Raw genomic sequence first — 25,194 nt, 5'->3', positions numbered from 1 at the left:
GCTTGCCCGTATCGTAGGCAATGCGCCGAATGCTCGCCATCGAAATTTATCGGTGGCCCACTTCAGACTGTAATGGGGGGGGGATCGGAACCCGCCGAGCGCAACCAAATTTTTACGTACAAAACCGCAGGTCACGGAAGCATAAAACCAGGGTCTGGTCGACAGATCTCGGTTTTTCCCCGCATTTCCGAATACTCAAAACGGAAGTATGCGGCAAATTCCGGAACCCCCGACCACACCGCCCTTTTGGCGCAAAGAAGCCGCAGGTAGAAGCGTTGATGTGCTCCAGCGTGGTCAACAAGTCTGAATTTTGCCGCATACTTCCGGACTCGGAGAGTCTTAGAAGCCGGTATTGAACTCAAACTCGGTTCCATACACCCTTTTGCTCTCTGAATACAGGTATCGCCCTAGCGATAGTGTGCTATACTATCGCTAGGGCGATACCTGTTAGGAGACTCGCGTGGAACTGTGGCATGGTTCTCAGAAGATCATTGAGACTCCCCAGATTGGCCTGGGGAAAGTCCATAACGACTATGGACAGGGATTCTATTGCACAGAGAGCCTCAACCTTGCAAGGGAATGGGCATGCTCTAGGGACGCAGACGGCTTTGCAAATCGATATGAACTCGACATGGCCGATCTCAAGGTACTCGACCTGCTATCGCCGCAATATTCAGTTCTGCATTGGATAGCGTTGCTTGTAGAGCATCGTTCATTCCGAAAGGACACCGCCGTCGCTGTGGGGGCATGCGAATACCTTCGCGATCATTTTTTGCCAGATGCTAACGCTTACGATGTGATTAGAGGATGGCGTGCGGATGACTCGTACTTCAGCTATGCCAGGGCGTTTGTAAACAATACGATCACCATTGACCAGCTCGGTCGAGCTATGAGGCTCGGTAACCCTGGAGAACAGATTGTGCTCAAAAGCGAGCGCGCGTTTAAGAGCATTCGTTTTGCTGGATTTGAACGTGCGCCACAAGCTCTATATGGCCCATTGGCCAAGGACCGAGATGAGTTGGCAAGGGCGCAGTATCGGGAATTGCTTACCGAAAACCCGTTTGAGGGAATTCGTATCGTCGATATCGTTCGAGAGGGGATGACAGAAAATGATCCACGCCTACAGTGAGATGTATCTCGAGGATGCCATGAGAACGCTGGGCGAGGCAGTCGATTTCGCCCTCTGCGACCAAGGTTTGAATCCAGCCGAGCTGACGGCGATCCTGTCGAACACTATTGAGATGAAACAGTTTGAGCGCGGTATGCCTCGTGTCGTCTGCGGCATGACGGGCGACGAGCTCGCGCGCGAAATTATCGCTCGGGCGGGGCTAAAGCCTGCCGAATGCAGGGAGACCTATCCGTTCGACCGTTCGCCTCAGTATTGGGCGGGCTGGGTTTTGGCCTATACGCAATGGGTAAGCAGCCTGGGCTTTAGCGAACTACTTGAAGTCGCCCCACTCGATTGGATAATCGGTTCGTACCATCCGCTTCTCGAAGCTTCCGAAGACAAATTCGCCCAGATTGTCATCGATAAATGGAACAAAGCCCAGGCAGACAAAAAGGGCCTCAAGGCGGCACGAAAGGCGGCCGGCCTAACGCAAAAACAGCTGGCCGCCCAATCGGGGGTTAAACTTCGCGCTATACAGCTCTACGAACAGAATCAGCTGGATTTACGCCGCGCCTCGGTCTCTTCGGCATTGGCGCTCGCAAACACCCTAAGCTGCGCCATCGAAGACCTCGTCTGGCAACCGATCGCCCTGGAGTACGACTCGCGGGCTATTCCGTCCGAAAGGCTATAGAGGAGGTAGACATGCCCTGGAACTACGTTCAACAAGATGACGGAGCTGATTGCGTTGCTCAAGAAGATCATTCATCTGCGCTCGAGGTAAATTCAGCATCTCCGAATTTGCTCGACGGCGTCACGTCAATCGACGAAGCTATTCGGCAGACCATAGCGGGCATGCCCAACGCGCTCAAGCTCTTGGAGAACTCATGATGGCGGCTATGCAGCGGAGCGCTCATCCGTTCGTGCCGCTCGTGCTCGATGATACCGGTTCGCTCGAAGCTATGGCCGCGGCCGCGATGCGCCTACACGGCACGCTGATGACGGTCGGGCGCTGCTATACAACCGACGCCACAGGCGACCGGGCCGCGCTTGAGCTTGGACGCGTCGAGTCCGTACTTGCGGGTGCATTCTGTACAATATTCGGTCAATCGCCGGCCGATCGCTTCGCAGACATCTTTGACCAGGTCACCTACGTGGCAGAGCACATGGTCAGGGACCACATCTTCGAGGACGGTAACAAACGTACCAGCCTTATCTACGCATTGTCCGTCTTAAGGTTCGCCGGCACTCCGGTCGTGCTGTCCGACAGCCCCGATCCCAAAGACAACCAGTACTATGCCTGGATCCAGGACCTCGTATCCGGAAACCGTACGACCAGCGGGCTCGCCGAGGAGCTGCGCCGCGGTTGCATTGCGGGCATAGGCGACCCGTCGCACGTATAGAATCAAAGCATCTGCACGCCGGTTATTGAATTGATTGGACACCACATGGAGATCCCCAGCGCCCTGTGCTGCCGCCCCGAGACCTCGTGGATCAAGCGGTAAATGGTGGTTTAGCTGCTGGTTTGCTGGACGCCTTGTTTGTGATGGAACGGCATGTGCCCAAGAATTTGAATTCGAGGGCAAAAAGTTCTTGGTAAACAACGCGAGGCTATGATAGTATCTCTTTTGCCGAAAGGCGACGGGCGATTGGCTCAGGGGTAGAGCATATCCTTCACACGGATGGGGTCACAAGTTCGAATCTTGTATCGCCCACCATCTAAAGCGCAGGTCAGAGGAGTTAAGCCTCTGACCTTTTTCTTTTTGACATCAAGCTTGACACCAAAACTGACACCAAAATCAAATCGTAGTCATCTAAGGCGTCATTTTATATCGCACCCTTTTTGCTGACGTCATTGCACGTTTTGTATATAACGCATGCGTATTTTCATTGAATTACCCATATGATACGAGCGCAAATGTGGAGACAGGGACCACACGCCCAGAGCTCCTTCCAGCGGATTTCTATCACACGAGGGATTTTTGGCAGAACTCGTCAAGCTATTGGCCAGCGTTTGGTCAGCTTCCGGTACTTACCCGCATGATGCCCCAGTAGATAATCGGCGATGTCCGCAATCCGCACGGCCCGCGGCCGAAACCAGGGGAGGCGCAAATGGACGAAATCGTCTGCGCAAACACCGCATTCCGCTACTGGCGCTGCCCACCGCAGGTGCGCGACCTCTACCCGCGCCTGCCCAACACCGAAGACGGTTGGCGAGCTCTATCCCAAGCCCCTTTCGTAACCGACGTCCTCAAGACCCCGATCATCGCTGTTGCTTCGCCAGGTTGTTGTAATCACCACTCGGGATTGCGCTCTACAATTCGCTGGGATGGGGCATCGGATGCCGGCACAACAATCGACACTCATTTTGGCTTTAGTGTCACCAATCCGCTAAACACGTTATTTACTATGACACGCTTTGTGTCTCAAATAGATCTCGTACTGGCTATGTACGAACTTTGCGGCTGGTTTTCTGTTTTCGAGCCGGCTCCCGCTGCCGAAATGCAGTTAAAACTGGCGGTAGAAAAGAATCGCAATTCCAGCACGCAGGATCTGTTCGAACTTGGAGAAGGCGAAGACGAGATTCCCTGGAAACGAGTTTATGCCCGCGCAACCGTAAAGGACCCAGATAGTGATGGCCAAACAAGCAAGCGTGAGGATGGAAGAGAGGTTACGAAACTCAAAGGTACTTCTCTTTGGATGAGAAAGCCGCTCATCGAACTGAGCGACCTGCATCGTTTCGCCGACAAGGTCAAAAGTCAAATGTGGGGAAAGCAGTTTTATGATGCCGCTCAGCAGGTTATCGGCATTGCTGCATCTCCACTCGAGGTTGCGGGGGTCCTGCTCCTAAGTCGTTCTCGACGTCTAGGTGGTTCAGGATTCAGATACGTGTACCTCAACGATTTAACCCCTCTATCCGAGGCTGCCCAAAGCATCGCTGGTCAAAAGGTCTGCTACGGGGACATCGTGATTGTAAACCCAATGCTAATGAAGGCAGTAATTATCGAGATCCAAGGTGAAGTCATCCATGGATCAGGCGCGGTACTTGACCACGATGCGGAGCGTATGACTGCGCTTCAGAGCATGGGTTTCGACGTGTTCCTGGTAACCCACGATATGCTTAACGACAAAAAGCAGCTAGACATCATAGTCAAAAGCGTTTGCAGCCGTTTGGGGATTCGATATAAAGCCAAATCCGAGGCAATGAAGTGCGCCGAGACGCGACTGCGAGCAAATGTTTTGTGCAACTGGATGGACATCGGAAATTAGCCGGCGATAAGGAACTAGAACGATCTAGTTTGGTTGCCAGTGAATTAGTGTCATTTCAAAACTATGTCGGATTACGGGGCTGGACCCGGACCGGCCGTCCATACCCTGCATTTCACGGAATGCGCAAGTCGCCTACCTGCGGTCTTGATTTTGCCGATTGCGGCATGCTCGGGGCTTCCCGGCCTGGCCCCGTAAACCGGCATGGTTTTGAAATCGCCGGGCGGGCGGGGGCGCGGCTGGACCCGATAGTGGGCCCGGCGCCGGCGGGACGGCCGTTGGGCGGATGGCGGACCGCGCTGCGGAGGCGATAAACGGCGGACGGCGGGATCCGAGATGCCCCGAGGGCGCCGGGGAGGAGGGCGGCGGCGTGGCCGCCGCCCGCGGGGCGCGTCCCCGCGGGCGGAAAGGGCATCGCGGGGCTTCGGGGCCCGTTCCCGCGCCTGCATCCGCGGCCGGCTGCGTTCCCACGCCGCGCGGGGCGAAAGTTTTTCCGAAATTGTCCTTGCATCGGCGGGGGAGTTCCCGTATAGTACTTCTTCGCACGGGGGCGTAGCTCAGCTGGGAGAGCGCTTGACTGGCAGTCAAGAGGTCAGGGGTTCGATCCCCCTCGTCTCCACCCGAGCATTGAATGAGGCTCCAACGCAAGTTGGGGCCTTTTTTCATATAGGCACACAAGGTCAAAGGCGGCACCATGGGCTTATAGGACAAAATGTGTGTCCACTTTAGGGGCATCGGCGCAGGTCGATGCCCCTTTTTCAGCCGTTTAAATTCCGTGCCCGCTTTTAACCGCTCGGACAGAATGTGTGTCCGGTTGCCTATCGTTCCCGCAGGTAGATAACCTTTTCCGGAACCGTTAAACACCCTTTCGGAAGAGGTGCCCATGAAGGCCGTTTATTGCCCCTACTGCGGCGGTCGGACCAAGCGCAACGGCAGGACCTCATCGGGGTCCCAGCGGTGGAGGTGCACGGCCTGCGGCGCGTCGACGACGCTGAGGTACGACGACACGGCGGCGAGGCTCGAGGAGTTCCTCGGGTGGCTCCTCTCGAAGGACTCGCAGGCCGCGATGCCGGGCGGCGGGCGGTCCTTCAGGCGCAGGACGGCCGAGTTCTGGGAGGTCTGGCCCATGCCCGTCCCCGACGGCGAGCTCCACCGCGTGCTCTACGTCGACGGGATCTGGGTCGCGCGCGACCTCGTCGTGCTCATATGCTGCAGCGGCGAGAGGGTGGTCTCCTGGTACACGGCAAGGTCCGAGAACTCGAGGGCGTGGTCGGCCCTCATGGCGCCGATCCCGGCGCCCGAGGTGGTCGTCACCGACGGCGGGAGCGGGTTCGCCAAGGCCGTGCGCGAGACCTGGCCGCGCACCAGGGTCCAGAGGTGCACCTTCCACGCCTTCTCGCAGGTCAAGCGCTACACGACGACGCGGCCGAAGCTCCAGGCGGGGCGCGAGCTCTACCTCATCGCGCGCGACCTCATGGGCATCGAGACGCTGCACCGGGCGGAGCTCTGGGTCGAGCGCCACCTCGACTGGTGCGGGTTCTGGGCCGACTTCCTGGAGGACAGGACCGTGGTGGACGGCAGGAGGGTCTACACCCACGAGAGGCTGAGGCGGGCGCGCTCGTCGCTGTCGTCGCTGGTGTCGGCGGGGACGCTGTTCACCTACCTCGACCCCGCCCTTGCCAAGGCCGGCCCGCTGCCGTCGACCAACAACATGATCGAGGGAGGGGTGAACTCGCAGCTGAGGGCCGTCCTGCGCAACCACCGGGGGCTGACGTCCGTCAAGCGCGTTAAGGCGGTGTTCTGGTGGTGCCACGCTCATTCGGGGGACGCGAGGACGGCGCGCGAGAAGCTCGCCGCGATGCCGACCGACGCGGACATCGACTTCCTGTTCAGCGTCTACTCCGCCTCGCCGTCGCGCGAGGACGGAGGGCCGGAGTGGGGCGACAGGGCCGTGTGGGAGGACCTCCACCACAGGGACCCGTACCCGTTCTGGCTGGATTAATGGATGGAAACGGATGTTCTATCGGGACACACATTTTGTCCTATAAGCCGCACCATGATCCTTCTGGTCGACAAGATCGTGCGTTGAACGGGTGCCGCGTGCATGGTAGTATTTCACGTCGTGGTTCAAGATGGGGGACTGGTTCTGACGGTCTCTATCATATCCACCACGTTATAAGGGCTCTTGGCGCAACGGTTAGCGCAGGGGACTCATAATCCCTGGGTTCTGGGTTCGAATCCCGGAGGGCCCACCAGAGAATTAAGAGGCCTGGCAAATAGCCTGGCCTCTTTTTGTCAAAGTTCCCACTTCACATGCCTGCCAAATTGCCTTGATAAACGCTTGCGGTTCAAATCCACGTAATTGTTAATGCTGGTTGACAAGAACCATTTCAAAACTATGTCGGATTACGGGGCTGGACCCGGACCGGCCGTCCATACCCTGCATTTCACGGAATGCGCAAGTCGCCTACCTGCGGTCTTGATTTTGCCGATTGCGGCATGCTCGGGGCTTCCCGGCCTGGCCCCGTAAACCGGCATGGTTTTGAAATCGCCGGGCGGGCGGGGGCGCGGCTGGACCCGATAGTGGGCCCGGCGCCGGCGGGACGGCCGTTGGGCGGATGGCGGACCGCGCTGCGGAGGCGATAAACGGCGGACGGCGGGATCCGAGATGCCCCGAGGGCGCCGGGGAGGAGGGCGGCGGCGTGGCCGCCGCCCGCGGGGCGCGTCCCCGCGGGCGGAAAGGGCATCGCGGGGCTTCGGGGCCCGTTCCCGCGCCTGCATCCGCGGCCGGCTGCGTTCCCACGCCGCGCGGGGCGAAAGTTTTTCCGAAATTGTCCTTGCATCGGCGGGGGAGTTCCCGTATAGTACTTCTTCGCACGGGGGCGTAGCTCAGCTGGGAGAGCGCTTGACTGGCAGTCAAGAGGTCAGGGGTTCGATCCCCCTCGTCTCCACCCGAGCATTGAATGAGGCTCCAACGCAAGTTGGGGCCTTTTTTCATATTGGCACACAAGGTCAAAGGCGGCACCATGATCCTCCTGGTCGACAAGATCGAAAAAAGCTTCGGCGCACGCGTCCTCTTTAGCGGCGCGTCCTTCCAGATCAACCCCCACGAGCGCTTCGCGCTCGTGGGCCCCAACGGCGCCGGCAAAACCACCATGCTCAAAATCATCATGGGCATCGACAGTCCCGACTCCGGCCAGGTCCAGTACGCAAAGGACTGCCAGGTGGGCTACCTAGAGCAGGAAACTAATCTGGAGCACAAGGACACCGCCATCCTTGCCGAGGTCATGGCCGCCGCCAAGGAAATCCGCCGCATGGGCGAGCGCGCTAACGAGCTGCAGGCCCAAATCACCGAGCTCTCCGAGCAGGGCGAGGACGTCGACGCACTCCTCAACGAATACGGCCAGGTCCAGGACCGCTTTGAGCACCTGGGCGGCTACGAGCTCGAGAGCAACGCCCGCAAGATCCTGTCCGGCTTGGGCTTTAAGGTCACTGACTTTGAGCGCCCATGCTCCGAGTTCTCGGGCGGCTGGCAGATGCGCATCGCGCTCGCCAAGCTCTTCCTGCGCCATCCCGACCTGCTGCTTCTGGACGAGCCCACTAACCACCTGGACCTCGAAAGCGTCCAGTGGCTGCGCGGCTTTATCGCCAACTACGACGGCGCCGTCCTCATCGTCAGCCACGACCGCGCCTTTATGGACGCCTGCGTCGACCACGTCGCCGCACTCGAAAACCGTCGCGTGACCACTTACACCGGCAATTACAGCAGCTACCTCAAGCAGCGCGAGGACAACCTGGAGCAGATGCGCGCCAAGCGCGCCGCCCAGGAGCGCGACATCGCCCATATGCAGGTCTTCGTTGACAAGTTCCGCTACAAGCCCACCAAGGCTGCCCAGGCTCAGGAGCGCATCCGCAAGATCGAGCAGATCAAAAAGGAGCTCGTCATCCTGCCCGAGGGCCACAAGCACATCGACTTTAAGTTCCCTGACCCACCGCGCTCCGGCGATATGGTCGTGGGCCTGGAGGGCGTCTCCAAGTCCTACGGCAACAAACACATCTACAGCGATATCGACCTCAAGCTCTACCGCGGCGAGCACGTGGCGCTCGTCGGCCCCAACGGCGCCGGCAAGTCCACGCTCATGAAGATCATCGCCGGACTGGAGCCGCCCACCACCGGCACCCGCGACCTGGGCACCAACGTGGGCGTGGCCTATTACGCCCAGCACGCGCTCGAGGGCATGACCGAGTCCAACACCGTTCTGCAAGAGATCGACACCGTCACGCCCAAGTGGACCGTGCCGCAGCAGCGAAGCCTACTGGGCGCCTTCCTGTTTAGCGACAACGACGCAATCGAAAAGCAGGTTCGCGTCCTCTCCGGCGGCGAAAAGGCGCGTCTGGCGCTCGCCAAGATGCTCGTAGCACCCGAGGCGCTCCTGTGCCTGGACGAGCCCACCAACCACCTAGACATCGACTCGGTGGACATGCTCGAGAACGCCCTGCAAAACTTCCCCGGCACCATCGTGCTGATCAGCCACGACGAGCACCTGGTGCGCGCCGTGGCCAACCGCGTCATCGATATCCGCGACGGCAAAGTCACGGTCTACGACGGCGACTACGACTACTACCTCTACAAGCGCGAGGACCTCGCAGCCCGCGCCGCCGCCGAGGCGTCCACGGAGAGCGCGCCGGCCACGACCAAGTCCGCCAAGGCCAGCGCCGCCCAGGCCGACACCCCCGTCGCCGCCCCCAAGCCTGCCGAGGGCAAAAAGACCAAGGAGCAAAAGCGCGCCGAGGCCCAAGCCCGCGCTGCGCTCAACAAAAAGCTCAAGGGCGTGCGTAACCAGCTCAAGAAGATCGAGACGGAGCTCGACAAAAAGCGTGCCCGCTATGACGAGCTTATGGAATTGATGGCAAGCGAAGAGCTTTATGCCGATCAAGACAAGTTCAACGCCGCGCTGGGGGAATATAACGGCCTTAAGCAAGAGCTGCCCAAGCTCGAGGACGAATGGCTGGAGCTTTCCACCCAGATCGAAGAGGAGACCGCGCGTGAACTCTCGTAAGGCCGCTGCCGTGGCGATGAGCATCATCGCCATCGCCTGTCGCATCTGCGGCATCTTTATGAGCGCGATGACCGTGCTGCTGTGCTTTAGCGGCCTCACCGCCAAGCTGCAGATCGTAGGCTTTGTCGTTGAGCTTTCACGCGCGCTGCCGAGCGCCATCGCCGGCTACGGCGTCATCACGTCGCCCTTTGGCGGCGTCTTCCGCCTGGATTACGCCATCGTCGCCGTCATCCTGTTTGTGGCCGACTACCTGCTCACGCGCGCCTCGCGCCGCGTCCGCTAGGGGAGCGCCATGTCCAGCAGCCACCTCATGAACCTGCTCGCCAGCGCCGTCGCCGTCATCGTGGGCATCGTCATCCACGAGAGCGCGCACGCCGCCGCGGCCTGGGCACTCGGCGATAAAACGGCCCGTTCGCGCGGCCGCGTCTCGCTCAACCCGCTCAACCACATCGACCCGTTTGGCACCATCATCCTGCCGCTGCTCATGCTCGCGGCCGGCGGTCCCGTGTTCGCCTTCGCCAAGCCCGTGCCGGTCTACCTCAACAACCTCAAGCACCCCAAGCGTGACGAGGTCCTGGTGAGTGCGGCCGGCCCCGCATCGAACATCGCACTCGCGTGCCTCGCGGCCGCCCTCATGCACGCAACGTACGGCAACCTCTACACCAGCATGTCCTTTGCCGTAGCATCACAGATCATGAACTTCGGCGCCACCTTTATCGTGGTCAACCTGTCACTCGCGTTCTTCAACCTCATCCCGATCCCGCCACTCGACGGTTCGTCGATCATCGTGCCCTTCCTCAAAGGCAAGGCGCTCAACAACTACTACCACCTGCAGCAATACGCCATGCCCATACTCATCATTGTGCTGTATCTGCTGCCCATGTGGACCGGCATCGACGTGATCGGCCGCTATTTCGACGTTACCGTGTATCCGCTCGCTGAGCAGCTGCTCAACTTCGCAATCGCCGGCATCTAAGGTAAACTTACAGGTCGACCGTGCAAAACGGTCGTAACATGCACCCAAACCGCGCCGCGAAGGCGCCGTCAAAGGAGGTCGAAGATGTCGTATCGCGTGTCGACGCAGGTCTACAGCGGACCGTTCGACCTGCTGCTGCAGCTGGTAACCCGCCAAAAAGTAGATATCGGCGCCATCTCCATTAGCGAGGTGGCCGAGCAGTACCTTGCCGAGGCCGAGCGCATCGAGGCGCTGGACCTGGACGTGGCGAGCGACTTTTTGCTGGTCGCGGCAACCCTTTTGGACATCAAGGCCGCCTCTCTGGTACCGCAGGAGGCCCCGCGCAAAGTCGATGACGACGATGACGAGTTCGACGAAGACCTCGAGGAGCTCAGTACGCTCGACGGCGACGCCCTGCGCGAGGTCCTGATTCAGCGCCTGATTGCTTACAAGCAGTTTAAGGGCGCGGCGGCAGCCCTTGGCGCGCGGATGCAGGCCGAAAGCCGTATGCATCCGCGTGTGGCCGGCCCCGACCCGGAGTTTTTGGGCCTCATGCCCGACTACCTGGCTGGCATCACCCTGCGCGGCCTGGCCGTCATCTGCGCCGACCTGGACGGCAAGCGCCAGACCTTCTTACTGGAGGCCGAGCACGTGGCGCCGCATCGCGTTCCGCTCGACCTGACCGTGGCCTCAGTCGACCGCTTTACCATGGCGCACCAAACCTGCACCTTCCGCGAGCTGTTGGACGGCGACGCCACCACCGAGCAGCTCGTCGTTACCTTCCTGGCCATGCTCGAGCTCGCCAAGCGCGGCTCGCTCACGCTGAGCCAGGACGAGATCTTCGGAACCATCTGCATCAACCGAGTCGAGGGCGCCGAGGCATACGTGCCCGGCGATGGCCCCGAGCTCACCGAATAGGAGCGGCAACCATGTCAACCCTTTCCACGCTGGAGGCAAACAGCCTCAAAGGCGCCCTCGAGGCGCTGCTGCTGGTGTCGAGCGATCCGGTGAGCGCGCCTGCGCTGGCAGGTGCGCTAGATATCGCCCCCGGCGAATGCGCATCGCTGCTCGCCGAGCTCAAGGTTGAGTACGAGGAAGCCAACCGCGGCTTTCAGCTGCGCGAGGTCGCCGGCGGCTGGCGCCTGTTTACGCATCCCGCCTACCACGATGTGGTCGAGGCCTATGTGTTGAGCTGGGACACGCAAAAGCTGTCGCAGGCGGCGCTCGAAACCCTGGCCGTCATCGCATACCACCAGCCCGTGACGCGCGAGGTGGTCAAAGGCATCCGCGGCGTCAATTCCGACGGCGTCATCGCATCGCTCGTGGACAAGGGTCTGGTGCGCGAGCTCGGTCGCGACCCCCAGCGCGGTCAGGCGATCATCTACGGCACGACCAACGCCTTCTTGGAAAAGTTCGGTCTGCGCTCCACCCGCGACCTGCCCGATCTGGAGCAGTTTGCCCCCGACGAGCAGTCGCGCCGGTTTATCCGCGAGCGCCTGAGCGGTCGTAGCATTCAGTCCACGCTCGAGGAGCAGGCCGATGACCTGGACGAAGAGCGCGAACTGCTCGATACCGATGTTGAAGATGTTGAGGCAGTCGAGGACTTGGAAACCCTGGTCGTCGACGAGACCTCGGAGGATTTACATGACGAGGACTAACGAAGTAGGGGAGACGCGTGCCATGGGCAACGCAGTACCCGCAACCGACGCCCAGCCCGTCTACCCGCATACCATGCGCCTGCAGCGCTTTTTGGCGCGCGCGGGCGTGGCGAGCCGCCGTGGCTCGGAGGACCTAATGACCGCCGGCCGCGTGACCGTCAACGGCGAGGTCGTGACCGAGCTGGGCACCAAGGTCGACGTCGACCACGATCACATCGAGATCGACGGCATGCCCGTCAGGCTCAACCAGGGCGCCGTGTACTTGATGCTCTACAAGCCGACCGGCTACCTCACCACCATGAGCGACCCGCAGGAGCGCCCTTGCGTGGCCGACCTGGTCCCGCGCGACCGCTTTCCGGGCCTGTTTCCAGTGGGCCGCCTGGACCGCGACACCACGGGCCTTTTGCTCTTTACCACCGACGGCGACCTGTCGCAGGATCTGCTGCACCCCAGCAAGCACGTCTACAAGACCTACCAGGCGCTCGTGGACGGACGGCTGTCCGACCGCGACTTGGAACCACTCCGCAGCGGCATCGAGCTCGACGACGGCCTGTGCCAGCCGGCGATCTGCCGCGTCATCAACGCGCGCGAGGCCGAGGCCGTAGCTCCCCAGGGCGTCAAACCCGGCACCACCGCCGTGGAGGTCATAATCCGCGAGGGTCGTAAAAACCAGGTCAAGCGCATGCTGGGCAAGATTCACCATCCTGTGATCCGCCTGCACCGCTGCAACTTTGCCGGCCTTGAGCTCGAGGGCGTGGCCAAGGGCTCATGGCGCGAGCTCACCGACCGCGAGGTGCAGATCCTTAAAAGCGGCGGCATCCCGCCCAAGCAGGCGAGCGCCAAGCGCAACGGCGGCAAGCCCCAAGATACGCCCGCCAGCCGCACGCGTCACCACGGCAGCCACGGCTCCGCACCCAAGCGCAACACCTACCGCGAGCGCTACACAGGCTAGGCAACCCGCCGCGCCCCAGCGCCCCGAACCATACCAGCACGTCAACCATCGAAAGGAAGCATTGCATGATCGTCGCCATCGACGGCCCCGCCGGTTCCGGCAAATCCACCATCGCCAAGGAGATCGCCCGCCAGCTGGGCTTTAACAAGCTCGACACGGGCGCCATGTATCGCGCCGTCACGTTCGCCGCGCTCGACCGCGGCATCGACCTGGACGACGAGGCGGCCATCGACGCCCTCGCCGAGCAGATCGAGATTCGCTTTACCAACGGCACCGGCGAGGATACGCGCCTGACCATTGACGGCCAGGACGCTTCGGCCGCCATCCGCACCCCCCAGGTCGACGCCAACGTGTCCAAGGTCTCGGCCTATCCGGGCGTGCGCGCCGCCATGCTCATCCATCAGCGCCGTGCCGCCGAGGACCGCGATATCGTGGCCGAGGGTCGCGACATCGGAACCGTCGTGTTCCCTAACGCGCAGGTCAAGGTCTTCCTGACCGCCGACCCGCGCGAGCGCGCCCGCCGCCGCGTGCTGCAGCGTCACCAAAACGACGCCCAGCCGCTTACTGCCGAGCAGCTCGAGGCCGAGGTCGACGAGACTCTCGACGCCCTTAAGCAGCGCGACAAGCTTGACAGCAGCCGCGAGGTCGCGCCGCTCGTGCCCGCCGAGGACGCGGTACATGTCGACTCCACCGCCCACACCATCGACGAGGTCGTCTCGATCATCGAGGGCCTCATCAACCAAAGGAGGTAGCCCATGCGCCTGTTTAAACAGACGCCCGAGGACTATTACAACGCCCCGTATGCCGAGTTCCCCGCGCTCATCCGCGGCACCGTCGTCGTGGTCATGGCAATCCTTTGGGCCTTCTCCAAGCTCATGTGGCGCTGGAAGGTCGAGGACGCCGACCTGCTGTTTGAGCGCCAGGAAAGCCGCGGCAGCGTGGTCATCTGCAACCACACCTCGATGGCCGAGCTCCTGGCTGTCGAGACGGCGCTGTTCTTTGGTGGCCGCCGCATTCGCCCCATTTTTAAGTCCGAGTTTGCCAAGAGCAAGATCGTACGCTGGGCCTTTAGCCGCGTAGGTGGCATTCCCGTCGAGCGCGGTACCGCCGACATGAAGTGTTTGCGTGCCGCCCAGCATGCGCTGCAGCGCGGCGAGGACGTTCTGATCTTCCCCGAGGGCACGCGCATCCGCTCGCGCGAGATTAAACCCGAGGTCCACGGCGGCTTTGCGCTCATCGCCCAGATGGGCAAGGCACCCGTCAACCCGCTCGCCATCTGCGGCTGGTCCGACATCACGCCTGCGGGCAAAAAGCTCATGCGTCCCAAGAAGTGCTGGATTCGTGCCGGCAAAGCCGTCTCGCTTTCCGATGCACCGGCCGGGCTTAAGCGTACGGAGCGCTTGGCCTGGTTTGAGTCCGAGGCTATGAGCCGCGTATACGCCATGCGCGACGAGCTGTGCGCCGAGCATCCTGGCAGGTTCTAGCCATGAGCGAGAACGTGACGAACACCGCCGCGACTGCGTCCGACCAAGCCACCGTGCCCACCATCGAGATTGCAGCTCACGCCGGCACCTGCTACGGCGTGCAGCGCGCGCTCGACATGGCATTGGCCGCCGCGCCGCAGGCAGGGGAGAGCGCTCAGGTCCACACGCTGGGTCCGCTCATCCATAACCCCATCGTGGTGCGCGAGCTCGCCGAGGCAGGCGTCGGTCTGGCCGACACCTTGGACGACGCCGCAACCGGCACCATGATCATCCGCGCCCACGGCGTGGTACCGCAGGTCATCGATGCTGCCCGCAAGCGCGGCCTCAACGTGGTCGATGCCACCTGCCCCTACGTGAAGAAGGTCCATGTGGCGGCCGAGCGCCTGGTGCACGAGGGCTACCACGTGATCGTCGTGGGCGAGCCGGGCCATCCCGAGGTCGAGGGTATTCTGGGCCACGCCGGCAATGACGCGCAGGTCGTGAGCTGTGCCGCCGACGCCGATGCCCTGCCGCTCAAGGGCAAGGTGGGCCTGGTTGTACAGACCACCCAGACCGCGCAGAACCTCGCCGAGGTCGTGGCCGCTATCACCCCGCGCGTACAAGAGCTTCGTGTGATCAACACCATCTGCGCCGCCACGAGCGAGCGTCAACAGGCGGCAGCCACGCTTGCCAACCGCTGCGACTGCATGGTCGTGGTGGGCGGCAAGAACTCGGGCAACACCCGCCGCCTGGCACAGATTTGCGCCGACGCCTGCGAGCGCACGTATCACATCGAGGAAGCTTCCGAGCTCCAGGCCGAGTGGTTAACCGGCGCTCACCACATCGGCATCACCGCCGGCGCTTCCACCCCGCAAGAACACATCGAGCGCGCCGTAACGCGCATCAAGGAGCTTTGCCGCTAATCATGGACCAGACCGTACCCGCATATGCCGCCGAGGTGGCCGATTACGGGCGCAGCCGCGACCCCGAGCCGGGTGAAGGCGCGCTCGTAAAGAACGTGCGTCCCGAATCGCCCGCGTGGGATGTGGGTATCGAGCCGGGCATGCGCGTGCTCACGGTCAACGGCGAGCAGCTCACCGACATGATCGTGTGGCTCTGGGAGGCCGACGATGATACCGTCGACCTCGAGGTTTTCGACCCACGCGACAACACCGTCACCTCCGTCGAGCTCGACCGCTTCCCGGGAGAGGACTGGGGGCTGGAGTTCGACGGCCCCATCTTTGACGGCATGCGCACCTGCGTGAACGCCTGCGTGTTCTGCTTTATGACCATGCTGCCCAAGGGCGGCCGTTCCACGCTCTACATTCGCGACGACGACTATCGCCTAAGCTTTTTACAGGGCAACTTTGTCACGCTCACGAACCTCACCGACGATGATGTTCAAAACGTCATCCAACGCAACATGAGCCCTATGAACGTGTCGGTCCATGCCGTAAGCCCCGACGTCCGCCGCCGCATGATGGGCCGCAACGCCCAGCGCGGCATGGACGTACTCGAAGCCATCATGGCCGCCGGCATCGAGATTCACGCGCAGATCGTGTTGTGCCCCGGCATGAACGACGGCGAGGAGCTGGAAAAGACCCTGCGCTTTTGCGAGGAGCACGAGCAAATCACAAGCCTGGGCATTGTGCCGCTCGGTTTTACCAAGCATCAGAACCGCTTTAGCTGGTCCTACAGCGACAAGCCCGAGCTGGCTCGCGAGACCATTGCCATGATCCGGCCTTTCCAGGATCGAGCCTACGAGCGCTTTGGCCGCCACACCTTCCAGATGAGCGACGAGTTCTATCTGGACGCCGGCATCGATCCTCCCGAGGCGGACTTTTACGACGGTTACCCGCAGTACTACGACGGCATTGGCATGATCCGCTCGTATCTGGACGAGACCGACGACGTGCTTGCCGCCGACGCCGAGCGTCTGGCCCGCGTCCGCGAGGCCATCGCCGCCCGCAGCCAGCACCTGCTGTGCCTCTCGGGCGCCAGCGCGCGCGACACCGTGGCCCGCTTTGTGGAATCGCCGCACGGCCTCGCCGGCACCGTCACAGCCATCAAAAACCGCTACTTTGGCGGCAACGTGGACGTGACCGGCCTCATCGTCGCCTGCGACATCTTGGAGCAGCTGCCACAAGACCTGTCGGGGGTTATGCTCTTTGTGCCTAAGCTCATGTTCAACGCTGACGGCATGACGCTTGACGAGTATCATCGTGACGATTTACTCGCAAGCCTTACCAGTCGCGGTGCCGAGGTTCATGTGGTGTCGACCATGCCGCATGAGTTGCTCGATACCCTGGAGCATATCCTTGGCATTGTGTCCGCGGACTCTAACATTTCCACTGACCCTACCCATTAAAGGAGAGCAGATGAAACCTATCGTCGCCGTCGTCGGACGCCCCAACGTGGGCAAGTCCACGCTCGTTAACCGCCTGGCCCAGACCTCGGACGCCATCGTCCACGAGTCCCGCGGCGTCACGCGCGACCGCTCGTATCACACGGCCGATTGGAACGGCCGCGAGTTCACCATCGTCGACACGGGCGGCATCGAGCCGCTCAAGAGCGACGACGTCTTTGCCACGTCCATCCGCGACCAGGCGATCGCCGCCGCCGAGGAAGCCGCAGTCATCCTGTTTGTAGTCGATGGCCGCACCGGCGTCACCGAGGAGGACGAGTCGGTCGCCCGCATGCTCAAGCGCTGCGACAAGCCGGTCTTTCTGCTGGTGAACAAGCTCGACAACCCCGATCGCGAAAACGACAGCATCTGGGAGTTCTATTCGCTCGGCGTCGGTGAGCCCACGCCCCTCTCGGCCCTGCATGGCCACGGCACGGGCGACCTGCTCGACGATATCGTGGCCCTGCTTCCGGAGGAAGAGGACGAGGTCGCCGATGAGTTCCCCGACGCCCTGAACGTCGCCATCATCGGCCGCCCCAATGCCGGCAAGTCGTCGCTGTTCAACCGCATCCTGGGCGCCGACCGCTCCATCGTCTCGAACATCGCCGGCACCACGCGCGACGCCATCGACACGGTCGTCGAGCGCAACGGCAAGCACTACCGCATGGTTGACACCGCTGGTATTCGCAAGAAGAGCACCGTGTACGAGAATATCGAGTACTACTCCATGGTCCGCGGCCTGCGCGCCATCGATCGCGCCGACGTGGCGCTGCTCGTCGTCGACGCCTCCGTGGGCGTTACCGAGCAGGACCAGAAGGTCATGGGCTTGGCCATCGAGCGCGGCTGCGCCATCGTCGTGCTGCTCAACAAGTGGGACCTGCTCGACGACGACCGCAAGCGCGAGGCCTGCATGGAGACCGTCGACCGCCGTCTGGGCGTCATGGCTCCCTGGGCCCAGTACCTGCGCATCTCTGCCCTGACCGGCCGCAGCGTCGAGAAGATCTGGGCAATGGTCGATGCAGCCGAAAAGACGCGCTCGCAAAAGATCACCACCTCGCGCCTCAACACCTTCCTCACCGACCTGCGCGAGTTCGGCCACACCGTGGTGGACGGCAAGCGCCGCCTGCGCATGCACTACGTGACTCAGACGGGCATCAACCCGCCGACGTTCACGTTCTTCGTCAACCACAGCGACCTGGTCAACGACACCTACCAGCGCTACGTGGAGAACCGCATGCGCTCGACTTTCGATTTTGCCGGCACGCCCATTCGACTCTTCTTTAGGAAGAAGGAACAAAAGGATGCATAATCCGATTCTGCTGACCGCCATCTGCGCCGTGGTCTCGTTCTTTATCGGAGCGATTCCGTTTGGCCTGATCCTGGGCCGCGTGTTCAACCACACGGACATTCGCAAGGCGGGTTCCGGCAACATCGGCACCACCAACGCGCTGCGCGTGGCCGGCCCCAAGGTGGCCGCGCTCACGCTGCTGCTCGACTGCCTTAAGGGCGCCATCTGCGTCCTTATCGCCCGTCCGCTCATCGCGGGCGTGGGCTATGGCTTCCCCGTAAGCATCATGGCGCCCGGAGCCCCCGGCGACTGGATGCTCGGTGTCATTTGCCTGGCAGCCGTGTGGGGCCATATCTTCTCGCCCTATCTCAACTTCCACGGCGGCAAGGGTATCGCAGTTGGTCTGGGCGTCATCCTCGCCTGGTACTGGCCTATTGGCCTGTCGCTGCTGGGCATGTTTATCGTAGCCGTTGCCATCACCAAGTATGTGTCGGTGGGTTCGCTTGCCGCAGCCATCGGACTTCCTATCGCTGCTTGCGCGGTCTTTCCGTACAGCAGCCTGGGCCTCAAGTTCTGCATGGCGATGATCGGCATCACCGTGGTGTGGGCCCATCGCGCGAATATCCAAAAGCTCATGACGGGTAAGGAGTCCAAGCTCTCGTTTACCAAGCGCGTCACCGAGCCCGACGATAAGTAGGAGAGAGTCATGAATGTTGCGCTGATTGGCTCCGGCTCCTGGGGAACCGCCGTCGCCGGTCTTGCCGCCGCGCGAGCCGAGCGCGTGACCATGTGGGCCCACAGCGAGCAGACGGCCGCCGGCATCAATGGCGAGCACTGCAACCCCCGGTATCTGGTTGACTACGAGCTGCCCGGCAACGTCGTCGCCACGACGGACCTGGCGCAAGCGCTCGACGCCGCCGACGCCATCATCTTTGCCGTGCCCTCCACACACCTGCGCAGCGTATGTCATCAGGCAGCGCCCTTCATCGCCGCTGACACCCCGGTGCTCTGCCTCACCAAGGGCATCGAGCCCGAGTCCGGCCTGCTTATGAGCGAGGTCATCGCCAGTGAGATCGGCAACGAGTCGCGTGTCGCGGCGCTCTCGGGCCCAAACCATGCCGAGGAGATCTGCCGCGGCGGGCTTTCTGCCGCCGTCATCGCCAGTGAAGATTCGCAGGTAGGGGAGTCCTTTAAGAAGCTGCTCCTATCCACGGCCTTCCGCATCTACCTGTCGCAGGACATGACCGGCGTCGAGGTTTGCGGCGCCATGAAAAACGTCATCGCCATCGTGTGCGGCATTTCCGCCGGTTCTGGTGCGGGCGACAACACGCTTGCCCTTATCATGACGCGCGGCCTGGCCGAGATCAGCCGTCTGGTGCACGCCCGCGGCGGTCAAGCCATGACCTGCATGGGTCTTGCCGGCATGGGTGACCTCATTGCCACCTGCACCTCCGAGCATTCGCGCAACCGCACCTTTGGCTACGAGTTTGCCCACGGCATCTCGCTCGACGAGTATCAGACGCGCACGCATATGGTGGTCGAGGGCGCCGTCGCGGCCCGCAGCGTCAGCGAGCTTGCCCGTTCACTGGGCGTAGACATTCCGCTCACCTTTGCCGTGGAGCAAACGCTCTACAACGGTGTTACTTTGGATAGGGCGCTCGAGATTCTCACAGATCGCGTCCCTTCTCAAGAGTTCTACGGACTCACCGACTAGCGCAGAAAGGCTTCTACCATGGGTTCCATTAAAATCGCTCCGTCCGTCCTTTCGGCCGACATGGCCAACCTCAGGGGCGAGCTCGACAAGATCGCCGGTGCCGACTACGTGCACTTCGACGTTATGGACGGTCACTTTACCGGCAACCTCACCTTTGGCGTTGACATCCTCAAGGCCGTCAAGCGCTCCACCGACGTGCCGGTCGACGCGCACCTCATGGTATCGAACCCCGATGAGACGGTCGATTGGTACGCCGACGCCGGTGCCGACATGATCACCGTGCACTATGAGGCCTCCACGCACCTGCACCGCACGCTCACGCATCTTCAGCAGCGCGGCGTCAAGGCCGGTGTGGTGCTCAACCCCGCCACCCCCGTGTGCGTGCTCGAGAGCATCATCGACGTCGTCGATATGGTGCTGCTGATGAGCGTGAACCCCGGCTTTGGCGGCCAGAGCTTTATCCCGGGCACCATCGCCAAGCTCCACGAGCTCAAAGCCATGTGCGAGCGCCACGGCGTGTCGCCCATGATCGAGGTCGACGGCGGCATCTCTTCCAAAAACATCGCCGAGGTCGTCAAGGCCGGTGCCAACGTGCTCGTGGCCGGCTCCGCCGTATTTAAGTCCGAAGATCCCGCTGCCGAGGTTGCGCTGCTGCAGAAGCTGGGCAACGAGGCCGCACAGGAGGCATAAACCCTTATGACCGCAGGTCAAAACCGCATACCCGTTAATCTTGACTATGCCGCCTCGACGCCCATGCGCGCCGAGGCGCTCCTTGCGCAGCGCGAGTACGACGACAGCGAGCTTGCCGGCGTCAACCCCAACTCGCTGCATTCGCTCGGCCGCAAGGCCGCTGCACGCCTGGAAGTGGCGCGTCGAGAGATTGCCCGCAGCTTTGGCGCGCGCCTCCGCCCATCAGAGATAATCCTGACCAACGGCGGCACCGAGGCAAACCAGCTGGCGCTGCTCGGTCTTGCCGAGGGCGCCCGTCAGCGCGATCGCAAGCGTAACCGCGTGATCGTATCTGCCATCGAGCACGATTCGATTCTGGACAACCTGCCGCTGCTGCGTGCCGCCGGTTTTACCGTCGACCTGGCGACGCCTTGCCGCGCGGGCTACATTGAGCCTGCCGCGCTTGTCGAGCTACTAGGCGACGACGTGGCGCTCGTGAGCATCATGGTTGCCAACAACGAGACTGGCGTGGTGCAGCCCATCCGCGAGCTTGCCGCGGCCGCGCATACCGTGGGCGCCCTTTTCCACACCGATGCCATCCAGGGCTATCTGCATATTCCGCTCGATGTCACCGAGCTGGGCGTCGATGCCATGTCCGTTGCCGCGCATAAGATCGGCGGCCCTGTGGCATCCGGCGCGCTCTACCTTAAGAACCGCACGCCGCTGCGCCCCCGAATCTTTGGCGGTGGACAGGAAGCCGGACGACGTGCCGGCACGCAGGACCTGCGCACGCAGCTCGCCTTTGCCGCTGCCGCCCGCACGCTGACGCCCCATGTGGCCGAGGAACGCGAGAAGCTGCAAGCCCTTTCCGACAAGCTCTACGCCACGCTTACGGCCCATCCGCGCATTCACGCCACGATGGGCGACTATGCGCATGCCGACCGTCTGCCCGGCATGGTATCGATCTACATTGACGGCATGGACTCCGAGGAGCTCATCATCAAGCTCGACGCTGCCGGCTTTGAGGTATCGGCAGGCTCGGCATGCTCGAGCGGCAGTATGGACCCCAGCCACGTTTTGAGCGCGATGGGCATCGGTCGCGAGCAGGCATTGGGCGCACTGCGCATTTCCTTTGATGACCGCGTGAATCCGGGCGATCTGGACGAATTTGCCCAGACGCTACTCTCGATCGTAGGCGCCGCATGATCGTCGCCGAGCTTGAGCGCGCGCTGCTGGCACGCTATCCCAAGGCGGACGCCGAGGGCTGGGATCACGTAGGACTCTCCGTTGGCGATCCGGCCGCGGAGATCGCCGGCGTTGCCTGCGCACTCGATGCGACCGAGGCTAATGTTCGCCGCGCCCAAGAAGCAAGCGCCAACGTGCTGCTGACGCATCATCCCATATACATCAAGGCACCCGAGGCCTTTTGCCCGGCGGATGCCACACGACCCCAGTGCAGCGCGGCCCTCTACGAAGCTGCCCGCTGCGGGGTGAGCATTATCTCGCTCCACACCAACCTGGACCGCTCGCACGAAGCCCGCATCTGCCTGAGCGAGCTGCTGGGTGCCGCACCCGTGTGCTCACTGGAGCACGTGGACGACCCCGAGACCACCGGCCTGGGCGCGCTTGCAACGCTCAACGACCCGTGCACGCTGCGCGATCTTGCCGCCCGTGCTGCCACGGCCTTCGGCAGCAACCCGCGCGTATGGGGTGAAGCCGAGCACCCGTGCCGAACCGTCGCCATTTTGGGCGGCTCCCTGGGCGACTTTGGAGAGCTTGCTATCGCCGCGGGCGCAGATGTTGTCGTGACGGGCGAGGCGGGCTACCACGTGGCGCAAGACCTTGCCTTGCGCGGGCTGCCGGTGATCTTGCTCGGTCACGACCGCTCCGAGGAACCGTTCGTTGATATATTGATGAACTCTGCAGTTGACGCCGGGGTCAACCCCCGTCATGCGATTAAAATACTGAACCCTTGCCAATGGTGGACTGTGACAAAAGGAGAGAACTTATGAGCGCCGGCGCTACGCTACTCAAGCTGCAACAGATCGATTTGGAGCTCGCCCGCAACAAGAGCGAACTTGCCAATATGCCGGAGCTCAAGGAGCTCGCTTCAAAGCGCAAGACCTATGTGAAGCTCAAGTCCGAGATGACCAAGCTCTACGCCCAGCGCAAGGATCTGGACATTGAGCTCGACGATCTCAACACCACCGAGATTCAGACCAACAACGCCATCGAGGCCGCCAAGAAGCGCCATGTCGACGGCTCCGACTACCGCGAGGTTCAGGACCTAGAGAACGAGCTCGCCACCCTGGCCAAGCGTCTGGACAAGATCGAGCACACCCGCAAGGACGTCGTCGTCGCCCACAAGGAGGCGCTCGACCGCGAGGCTCGCGCGCAGGCCATCATCGCCAAGTTCGAGGAGGGCGTGAAGGCCGATACCAAGGCCGCCCGCGCCAAGGCTGCCGATCTGCAGGCTCAGATCGATGCCGCCACCAAGGAGCGCATCGCGCTTGCCGCCATGCTGCCGACCGACGTGCTCACCGATTACGAGCGTCTGCTCAAGCAGTTCCGCGGCCTGGCCGTCGAGACCATCAAGGGCAATATCCCCACGGTCTGCCACACCGCGCTGCAGGCGTCGTCCATGAGCGACCTCAACCACGACGGCAGTGAGATTACGCACTGCCCGTACTGCCACCGCCTGCTCGTGCTCCCCAGCAAGGAAGCCTAACGATGACGGCGGCACCCAACAATTCAATGCAACTTGAGGGAAAAACGATCCTGCTGGGCATTACCGGCGGGATCGCCGCCTATAAGTCGTGCAATATCGTGCGCCTGCTGCAAAAGCGCGGCGCCCGCGTGAAGGTCGTTATGAGCGAGCATGCCACCGAGTTCGTGGGCCCGCTCACCTTCCGCGCGCTCACCAATGAGCCGGTCGCCGTGGGCTTGTTCGACGATCCCTCCGACCCCATCCACCACATTTCGCTGGCGCAGGAGCCCGATCTGGTGGTCGTGGCGCCCGCGACGGCCAATATTATCGCCAAGATGGCCAACGGCATCGCCGATGACCTCATCTCCACCACGCTGCTGGCAACGCCGCGACCCATCGTGATCGCACCCGCTATGAACAACGGCATGTGGAAGGCGCCGGCAACGCAGGCCAACATGGCCACGCTGCGCGAGCACGGTGTCCATGTGGTGGGACCCGGCAGCGGCTACCTTGCCTGCGGCGACGTGGACACGGGGCGCATGAGCGAGCCCGAGGACATCGTCGAGGCTGTCTGTGAGGTGCTCAACCCCGTGCCGCAAGACCTGACGGGCAAGCGCATCGTCATCACCGCCGGCCCCACGCACGAGCCGATCGACCCGGTGCGATTCATTGGCAACCGTTCTTCGGGCAAGATGGGTATCGCCCTGGCGGGGGAGGCCGCACGTCGCGGTGCCGCCGTCACGCTCGTGCTGGGACCGACATCGCTCGACGTTCCCCGCGGTGTGGAGTGCGTGCACGTACAGACCGCCTCAGAAATGCTCAAGGCAGCGCTGAGCGCCTTCCAGACGGCCGACGCGGCCATTTGCGCCGCCGCCGTCGCCGACTACACGCCGGCGGCCCCAGCGGACCATAAGCTCAAAAAGGCCAACGAGCGCCTGGATCGAATCGAGCTCGTCGAGACCGTTGACATCTTGGCCGAACTTTCACGCCAAAAGGGCGATCGCCTCGTAATCGGCTTTGCAGCCGAGACTGATAACGTCGTCGAGTACGCCGAGCGCAAATTGACCCGCAAAGGCTGCGATGCCATTATCGCCAACGATGTCTCACGCGCCGATTCGGGCTTTGGAACCGACACCAACAAGGCTTGGATCGTGAGCATAGCGGGTACGCAAGAACTACCCGTACTAACAAAACCCCAGCTCGCAGATACAATTTTGGACTTGCTTCAAAATTTGTAAAAAAGTTCTTGCACAAGGACAAAGTTTCGGGTTAATATACTCCCTGTTGCGAGCGAAAGCAGAGCAACAAACAAAAGCTTCGGGACGTGGCGCAGCTTGGTAGCGCACTTGACTGGGGGTCAAGGGGTCGCTGGTTCGAATCCAGTCGTCCCGACCAGAAGTTTGCAGGTCAGGCACTTAGTGCCTGACCTTTTTTGTTTTAAGCAATTGCTTAATTTTCAGTAAGCAACAGGGTGCCAAAAATCTACCTACGCGATAATCGCCTTTTGCGGCTACTTGCGCGTTTTGCACGCGCTTGAGCCGATTTATTAACGCGATATGAATCTACATACGCGTAGCTGGTATGCAGCCGAGTACAGGCTGTATTTATCGCGGCGATTAACACAGATATAGCGACTATAACGGACAAGCGTGTCGCTGTATTTATTCCAGTAGTTCACTTGATCGGTGGACAAGTTGGCAGTTGCAACGAAACGCCAAGCAGGATGGGCTCTATACGAGGACGCCGCAGGGTAATGGCGGGGGAGTGCGGCGGGCGCTCTGAGAGCCGCTGTGTGACCCCATGTCTCCTTAACTCGATAATTTGTGTTTCAAGCCACGAATCGGTCGAGCAATTGCCAAAAGAACGGCCCATGCAGGATTGCACGGGCCTTACATCAGATCAAATTTGAGCTAGAAGCACCAAGCGGAGCAGACGCAACACCATCTCGTCGC

Annotated in this window: 24 protein-coding genes and 5 tRNA genes; all 29 read left to right on the top strand. The window is 61.8% G+C overall.

The genetic code is table 11. From position 1 onward, the window contains the following. The first annotated feature begins 460 nt into the window (after nucleotides 1-460). The 29 genes from PMW70_RS07605 to PMW70_RS07465 all read left to right on the top strand — a co-directional run bounded on the left by PMW70_RS07605 (nucleotide 461) and on the right by PMW70_RS07465 (nucleotide 24,637). A complete protein-coding gene (locus tag PMW70_RS07605; RefSeq protein ID WP_117767075.1) occupies nucleotides 461-1,129 on the top strand; it encodes a DUF3990 domain-containing protein in 669 nt (222 codons plus the stop codon). Then, nucleotides 1,110-1,799, top strand: coding sequence for a helix-turn-helix domain-containing protein (locus PMW70_RS07600; protein ID WP_271744436.1), 690 nt, complete (start codon nucleotides 1,110-1,112; stop codon nucleotides 1,797-1,799). Before PMW70_RS07605 ends, PMW70_RS07600 begins: the two co-directional genes overlap by 20 nt. Nucleotides 1,800-1,810: 11 nt before the next feature. Further along, complete coding sequence (locus tag PMW70_RS07595; protein WP_117767072.1) at nucleotides 1,811-1,996, top strand: hypothetical protein; 186 nt, start codon at nucleotides 1,811-1,813, stop codon at nucleotides 1,994-1,996. An 8-nt stretch (nucleotides 1,997-2,004) separates the two neighbouring features. Continuing rightward, a complete protein-coding gene (locus tag PMW70_RS07590) occupies nucleotides 2,005-2,508 on the top strand; it encodes a Fic family protein (RefSeq protein WP_271744435.1) in 504 nt (167 codons plus the stop codon). Nucleotides 2,509-2,748: 240 nt separating this feature from the next. After that, nucleotides 2,749-2,823, top strand: a tRNA-Val gene (locus PMW70_RS07585). 394 nt (nucleotides 2,824-3,217) lie between these two features. Beyond that, on the top strand, nucleotides 3,218-4,375 hold the full coding sequence (locus PMW70_RS07580; RefSeq protein ID WP_117767068.1) for a hypothetical protein: 1,158 nt from the start codon (nucleotides 3,218-3,220) through the stop codon (nucleotides 4,373-4,375). Between the two features lie 543 nt (nucleotides 4,376-4,918). After that, a tRNA-Ala gene (locus PMW70_RS07575) sits at nucleotides 4,919-4,991 on the top strand. Nucleotides 4,992-5,255: 264 nt separating this feature from the next. Then, nucleotides 5,256-6,374: an IS1249 family transposase gene (locus tag PMW70_RS07570; protein ID WP_271744434.1), complete on the top strand. Its 1,119-nt coding sequence runs from the start codon at nucleotides 5,256-5,258 to the stop codon at nucleotides 6,372-6,374. 177 nt (nucleotides 6,375-6,551) lie between these two features. Continuing rightward, nucleotides 6,552-6,627, top strand: a tRNA-Ile gene (locus tag PMW70_RS07565). 623 nt (nucleotides 6,628-7,250) lie between these two features. Then, nucleotides 7,251-7,323 (top strand) — tRNA-Ala (locus PMW70_RS07560). 75 nt (nucleotides 7,324-7,398) lie between these two features. Further along, nucleotides 7,399-9,432, top strand: coding sequence for an ABC-F family ATP-binding cassette domain-containing protein (locus tag PMW70_RS07555; RefSeq protein ID WP_271744432.1), 2,034 nt, complete (start codon nucleotides 7,399-7,401; stop codon nucleotides 9,430-9,432). After that, entirely contained in the window at nucleotides 9,419-9,715 is a 297-nt protein-coding gene (locus PMW70_RS07550) for a hypothetical protein (RefSeq protein WP_164473297.1), read from the top strand. The genes PMW70_RS07555 and PMW70_RS07550 overlap by 14 nt, the downstream gene beginning before the upstream one ends. 9 nt (nucleotides 9,716-9,724) lie before the next feature. Beyond that, nucleotides 9,725-10,408 carry a site-2 protease family protein gene (locus tag PMW70_RS07545; protein ID WP_271744430.1) on the top strand — a complete coding sequence of 228 codons (684 nt, stop codon included), beginning with the start codon at nucleotides 9,725-9,727 and terminating at the stop codon, nucleotides 10,406-10,408. 84 nt (nucleotides 10,409-10,492) lie between these two features. Continuing rightward, the gene (locus PMW70_RS07540) at nucleotides 10,493-11,305 is read left to right on the top strand and encodes a segregation and condensation protein A (RefSeq protein ID WP_117861900.1); all 813 of its coding nucleotides are present in this window, start codon (nucleotides 10,493-10,495) and stop codon (nucleotides 11,303-11,305) included. 11 nt (nucleotides 11,306-11,316) lie between these two features. Continuing rightward, entirely contained in the window at nucleotides 11,317-12,045 is a 729-nt protein-coding gene (gene scpB / locus PMW70_RS07535) for an SMC-Scp complex subunit ScpB (protein ID WP_271744428.1), read from the top strand. Then, a complete protein-coding gene (locus PMW70_RS07530; RefSeq protein WP_416378077.1) occupies nucleotides 12,032-12,997 on the top strand; it encodes a pseudouridine synthase in 966 nt (321 codons plus the stop codon). The genes scpB and PMW70_RS07530 overlap by 14 nt, the downstream gene beginning before the upstream one ends. A 65-nt stretch (nucleotides 12,998-13,062) precedes the next feature. Beyond that, nucleotides 13,063-13,749, top strand: a complete 687-nt coding sequence (cmk, locus tag PMW70_RS07525; RefSeq protein WP_271744427.1) for a (d)CMP kinase — start codon at nucleotides 13,063-13,065, stop codon at nucleotides 13,747-13,749. A gap of 3 nt (nucleotides 13,750-13,752) precedes the next feature. After that, nucleotides 13,753-14,481, top strand: coding sequence for a lysophospholipid acyltransferase family protein (locus tag PMW70_RS07520; RefSeq protein ID WP_117797954.1), 729 nt, complete (start codon nucleotides 13,753-13,755; stop codon nucleotides 14,479-14,481). A gap of 2 nt (nucleotides 14,482-14,483) precedes the next feature. Beyond that, on the top strand, nucleotides 14,484-15,383 hold the full coding sequence (locus PMW70_RS07515; RefSeq protein ID WP_117797955.1) for a 4-hydroxy-3-methylbut-2-enyl diphosphate reductase: 900 nt from the start codon (nucleotides 14,484-14,486) through the stop codon (nucleotides 15,381-15,383). A 2-nt stretch (nucleotides 15,384-15,385) separates the two neighbouring features. After that, nucleotides 15,386-16,828 (top strand): DUF512 domain-containing protein, encoded by a 1,443-nt coding sequence (locus PMW70_RS07510; RefSeq protein WP_117797956.1) that lies wholly within the window; start codon nucleotides 15,386-15,388, stop codon nucleotides 16,826-16,828. Between the two features lie 10 nt (nucleotides 16,829-16,838). Continuing rightward, on the top strand, nucleotides 16,839-18,173 hold the full coding sequence (der, locus tag PMW70_RS07505; protein WP_271744426.1) for a ribosome biogenesis GTPase Der: 1,335 nt from the start codon (nucleotides 16,839-16,841) through the stop codon (nucleotides 18,171-18,173). Next, nucleotides 18,166-18,849 (top strand): glycerol-3-phosphate 1-O-acyltransferase PlsY, encoded by a 684-nt coding sequence (gene plsY, locus PMW70_RS07500; RefSeq protein ID WP_117654760.1) that lies wholly within the window; start codon nucleotides 18,166-18,168, stop codon nucleotides 18,847-18,849. The genes der and plsY overlap by 8 nt, the downstream gene beginning before the upstream one ends. A 9-nt stretch (nucleotides 18,850-18,858) precedes the next feature. After that, complete coding sequence (locus PMW70_RS07495; RefSeq protein ID WP_271744424.1) at nucleotides 18,859-19,866, top strand: NAD(P)H-dependent glycerol-3-phosphate dehydrogenase; 1,008 nt, start codon at nucleotides 18,859-18,861, stop codon at nucleotides 19,864-19,866. Nucleotides 19,867-19,884: 18 nt separating this feature from the next. After that, the gene (gene rpe, locus PMW70_RS07490; protein WP_271744423.1) at nucleotides 19,885-20,556 is read left to right on the top strand and encodes a ribulose-phosphate 3-epimerase; all 672 of its coding nucleotides are present in this window, start codon (nucleotides 19,885-19,887) and stop codon (nucleotides 20,554-20,556) included. Between the two features lie 6 nt (nucleotides 20,557-20,562). Then, complete coding sequence (locus tag PMW70_RS07485) at nucleotides 20,563-21,741, top strand: cysteine desulfurase family protein (protein ID WP_118270854.1); 1,179 nt, start codon at nucleotides 20,563-20,565, stop codon at nucleotides 21,739-21,741. After that, nucleotides 21,738-22,547, top strand: coding sequence for a Nif3-like dinuclear metal center hexameric protein (locus PMW70_RS07480; RefSeq protein WP_118270855.1), 810 nt, complete (start codon nucleotides 21,738-21,740; stop codon nucleotides 22,545-22,547). The genes PMW70_RS07485 and PMW70_RS07480 overlap by 4 nt, the downstream gene beginning before the upstream one ends. Then, the gene (locus tag PMW70_RS07475; protein WP_118270856.1) at nucleotides 22,544-23,263 is read left to right on the top strand and encodes a zinc ribbon domain-containing protein; all 720 of its coding nucleotides are present in this window, start codon (nucleotides 22,544-22,546) and stop codon (nucleotides 23,261-23,263) included. The genes PMW70_RS07480 and PMW70_RS07475 overlap by 4 nt, the downstream gene beginning before the upstream one ends. Nucleotides 23,264-23,265: 2 nt before the next feature. Continuing rightward, nucleotides 23,266-24,480, top strand: a complete 1,215-nt coding sequence (coaBC, locus tag PMW70_RS07470) for a bifunctional phosphopantothenoylcysteine decarboxylase/phosphopantothenate--cysteine ligase CoaBC (RefSeq protein WP_233539134.1) — start codon at nucleotides 23,266-23,268, stop codon at nucleotides 24,478-24,480. Between the two features lie 80 nt (nucleotides 24,481-24,560). Continuing rightward, nucleotides 24,561-24,637: transfer RNA gene (locus tag PMW70_RS07465), tRNA-Pro, on the top strand. The last annotated feature ends 557 nt before the right edge of the window (nucleotides 24,638-25,194 follow it).

The sequence above is a fragment of the Collinsella aerofaciens genome, assembly GCF_028209625.1.
Classification (GTDB): Bacteria; Actinomycetota; Coriobacteriia; order Coriobacteriales; family Coriobacteriaceae; genus Collinsella; species Collinsella aerofaciens_AM.
This window is presented reverse-complemented; position numbering and strand designations above follow the sequence as displayed.

What these genes read in the sequence shown, in the direction of transcription:
- der (WP_271744426.1), top strand. Translation starts at nt 16,839, where the DNA reads ATGAAACCTATCGTCGCCGTCGTCGGACGCCCCAACGTGGGCAAGTCC.
- PMW70_RS07475 (WP_118270856.1), top strand. Translation starts at nt 22,544, where the DNA reads ATGAGCGCCGGCGCTACGCTACTCAAGCTGCAACAGATCGATTTGGAG.
- scpB (WP_271744428.1), top strand. Translation starts at nt 11,317, where the DNA reads ATGTCAACCCTTTCCACGCTGGAGGCAAACAGCCTCAAAGGCGCCCTC.
- PMW70_RS07510 (WP_117797956.1), top strand. Translation starts at nt 15,386, where the DNA reads ATGGACCAGACCGTACCCGCATATGCCGCCGAGGTGGCCGATTACGGG.
- PMW70_RS07520 (WP_117797954.1), top strand. Translation starts at nt 13,753, where the DNA reads ATGCGCCTGTTTAAACAGACGCCCGAGGACTATTACAACGCCCCGTAT.
- PMW70_RS07530 (WP_416378077.1), top strand. Translation starts at nt 12,032, where the DNA reads ATGACGAGGACTAACGAAGTAGGGGAGACGCGTGCCATGGGCAACGCA.
- PMW70_RS07515 (WP_117797955.1), top strand. Translation starts at nt 14,484, where the DNA reads ATGAGCGAGAACGTGACGAACACCGCCGCGACTGCGTCCGACCAAGCC.
- PMW70_RS07580 (WP_117767068.1), top strand. Translation starts at nt 3,218, where the DNA reads ATGGACGAAATCGTCTGCGCAAACACCGCATTCCGCTACTGGCGCTGC.
- PMW70_RS07590 (WP_271744435.1), top strand. Translation starts at nt 2,005, where the DNA reads ATGCAGCGGAGCGCTCATCCGTTCGTGCCGCTCGTGCTCGATGATACC.
- PMW70_RS07545 (WP_271744430.1), top strand. Translation starts at nt 9,725, where the DNA reads ATGTCCAGCAGCCACCTCATGAACCTGCTCGCCAGCGCCGTCGCCGTC.
- PMW70_RS07480 (WP_118270855.1), top strand. Translation starts at nt 21,738, where the DNA reads ATGATCGTCGCCGAGCTTGAGCGCGCGCTGCTGGCACGCTATCCCAAG.
- coaBC (WP_233539134.1), top strand. Translation starts at nt 23,266, where the DNA reads ATGACGGCGGCACCCAACAATTCAATGCAACTTGAGGGAAAAACGATC.
- PMW70_RS07555 (WP_271744432.1), top strand. Translation starts at nt 7,399, where the DNA reads ATGATCCTCCTGGTCGACAAGATCGAAAAAAGCTTCGGCGCACGCGTC.
- PMW70_RS07600 (WP_271744436.1), top strand. Translation starts at nt 1,110, where the DNA reads ATGATCCACGCCTACAGTGAGATGTATCTCGAGGATGCCATGAGAACG.
- PMW70_RS07495 (WP_271744424.1), top strand. Translation starts at nt 18,859, where the DNA reads ATGAATGTTGCGCTGATTGGCTCCGGCTCCTGGGGAACCGCCGTCGCC.
- cmk (WP_271744427.1), top strand. Translation starts at nt 13,063, where the DNA reads ATGATCGTCGCCATCGACGGCCCCGCCGGTTCCGGCAAATCCACCATC.
- rpe (WP_271744423.1), top strand. Translation starts at nt 19,885, where the DNA reads ATGGGTTCCATTAAAATCGCTCCGTCCGTCCTTTCGGCCGACATGGCC.
- plsY (WP_117654760.1), top strand. Translation starts at nt 18,166, where the DNA reads ATGCATAATCCGATTCTGCTGACCGCCATCTGCGCCGTGGTCTCGTTC.
- PMW70_RS07595 (WP_117767072.1), top strand. Translation starts at nt 1,811, where the DNA reads ATGCCCTGGAACTACGTTCAACAAGATGACGGAGCTGATTGCGTTGCT.
- PMW70_RS07540 (WP_117861900.1), top strand. Translation starts at nt 10,493, where the DNA reads ATGTCGTATCGCGTGTCGACGCAGGTCTACAGCGGACCGTTCGACCTG.
- PMW70_RS07485 (WP_118270854.1), top strand. Translation starts at nt 20,563, where the DNA reads ATGACCGCAGGTCAAAACCGCATACCCGTTAATCTTGACTATGCCGCC.
- PMW70_RS07570 (WP_271744434.1), top strand. Translation starts at nt 5,256, where the DNA reads ATGAAGGCCGTTTATTGCCCCTACTGCGGCGGTCGGACCAAGCGCAAC.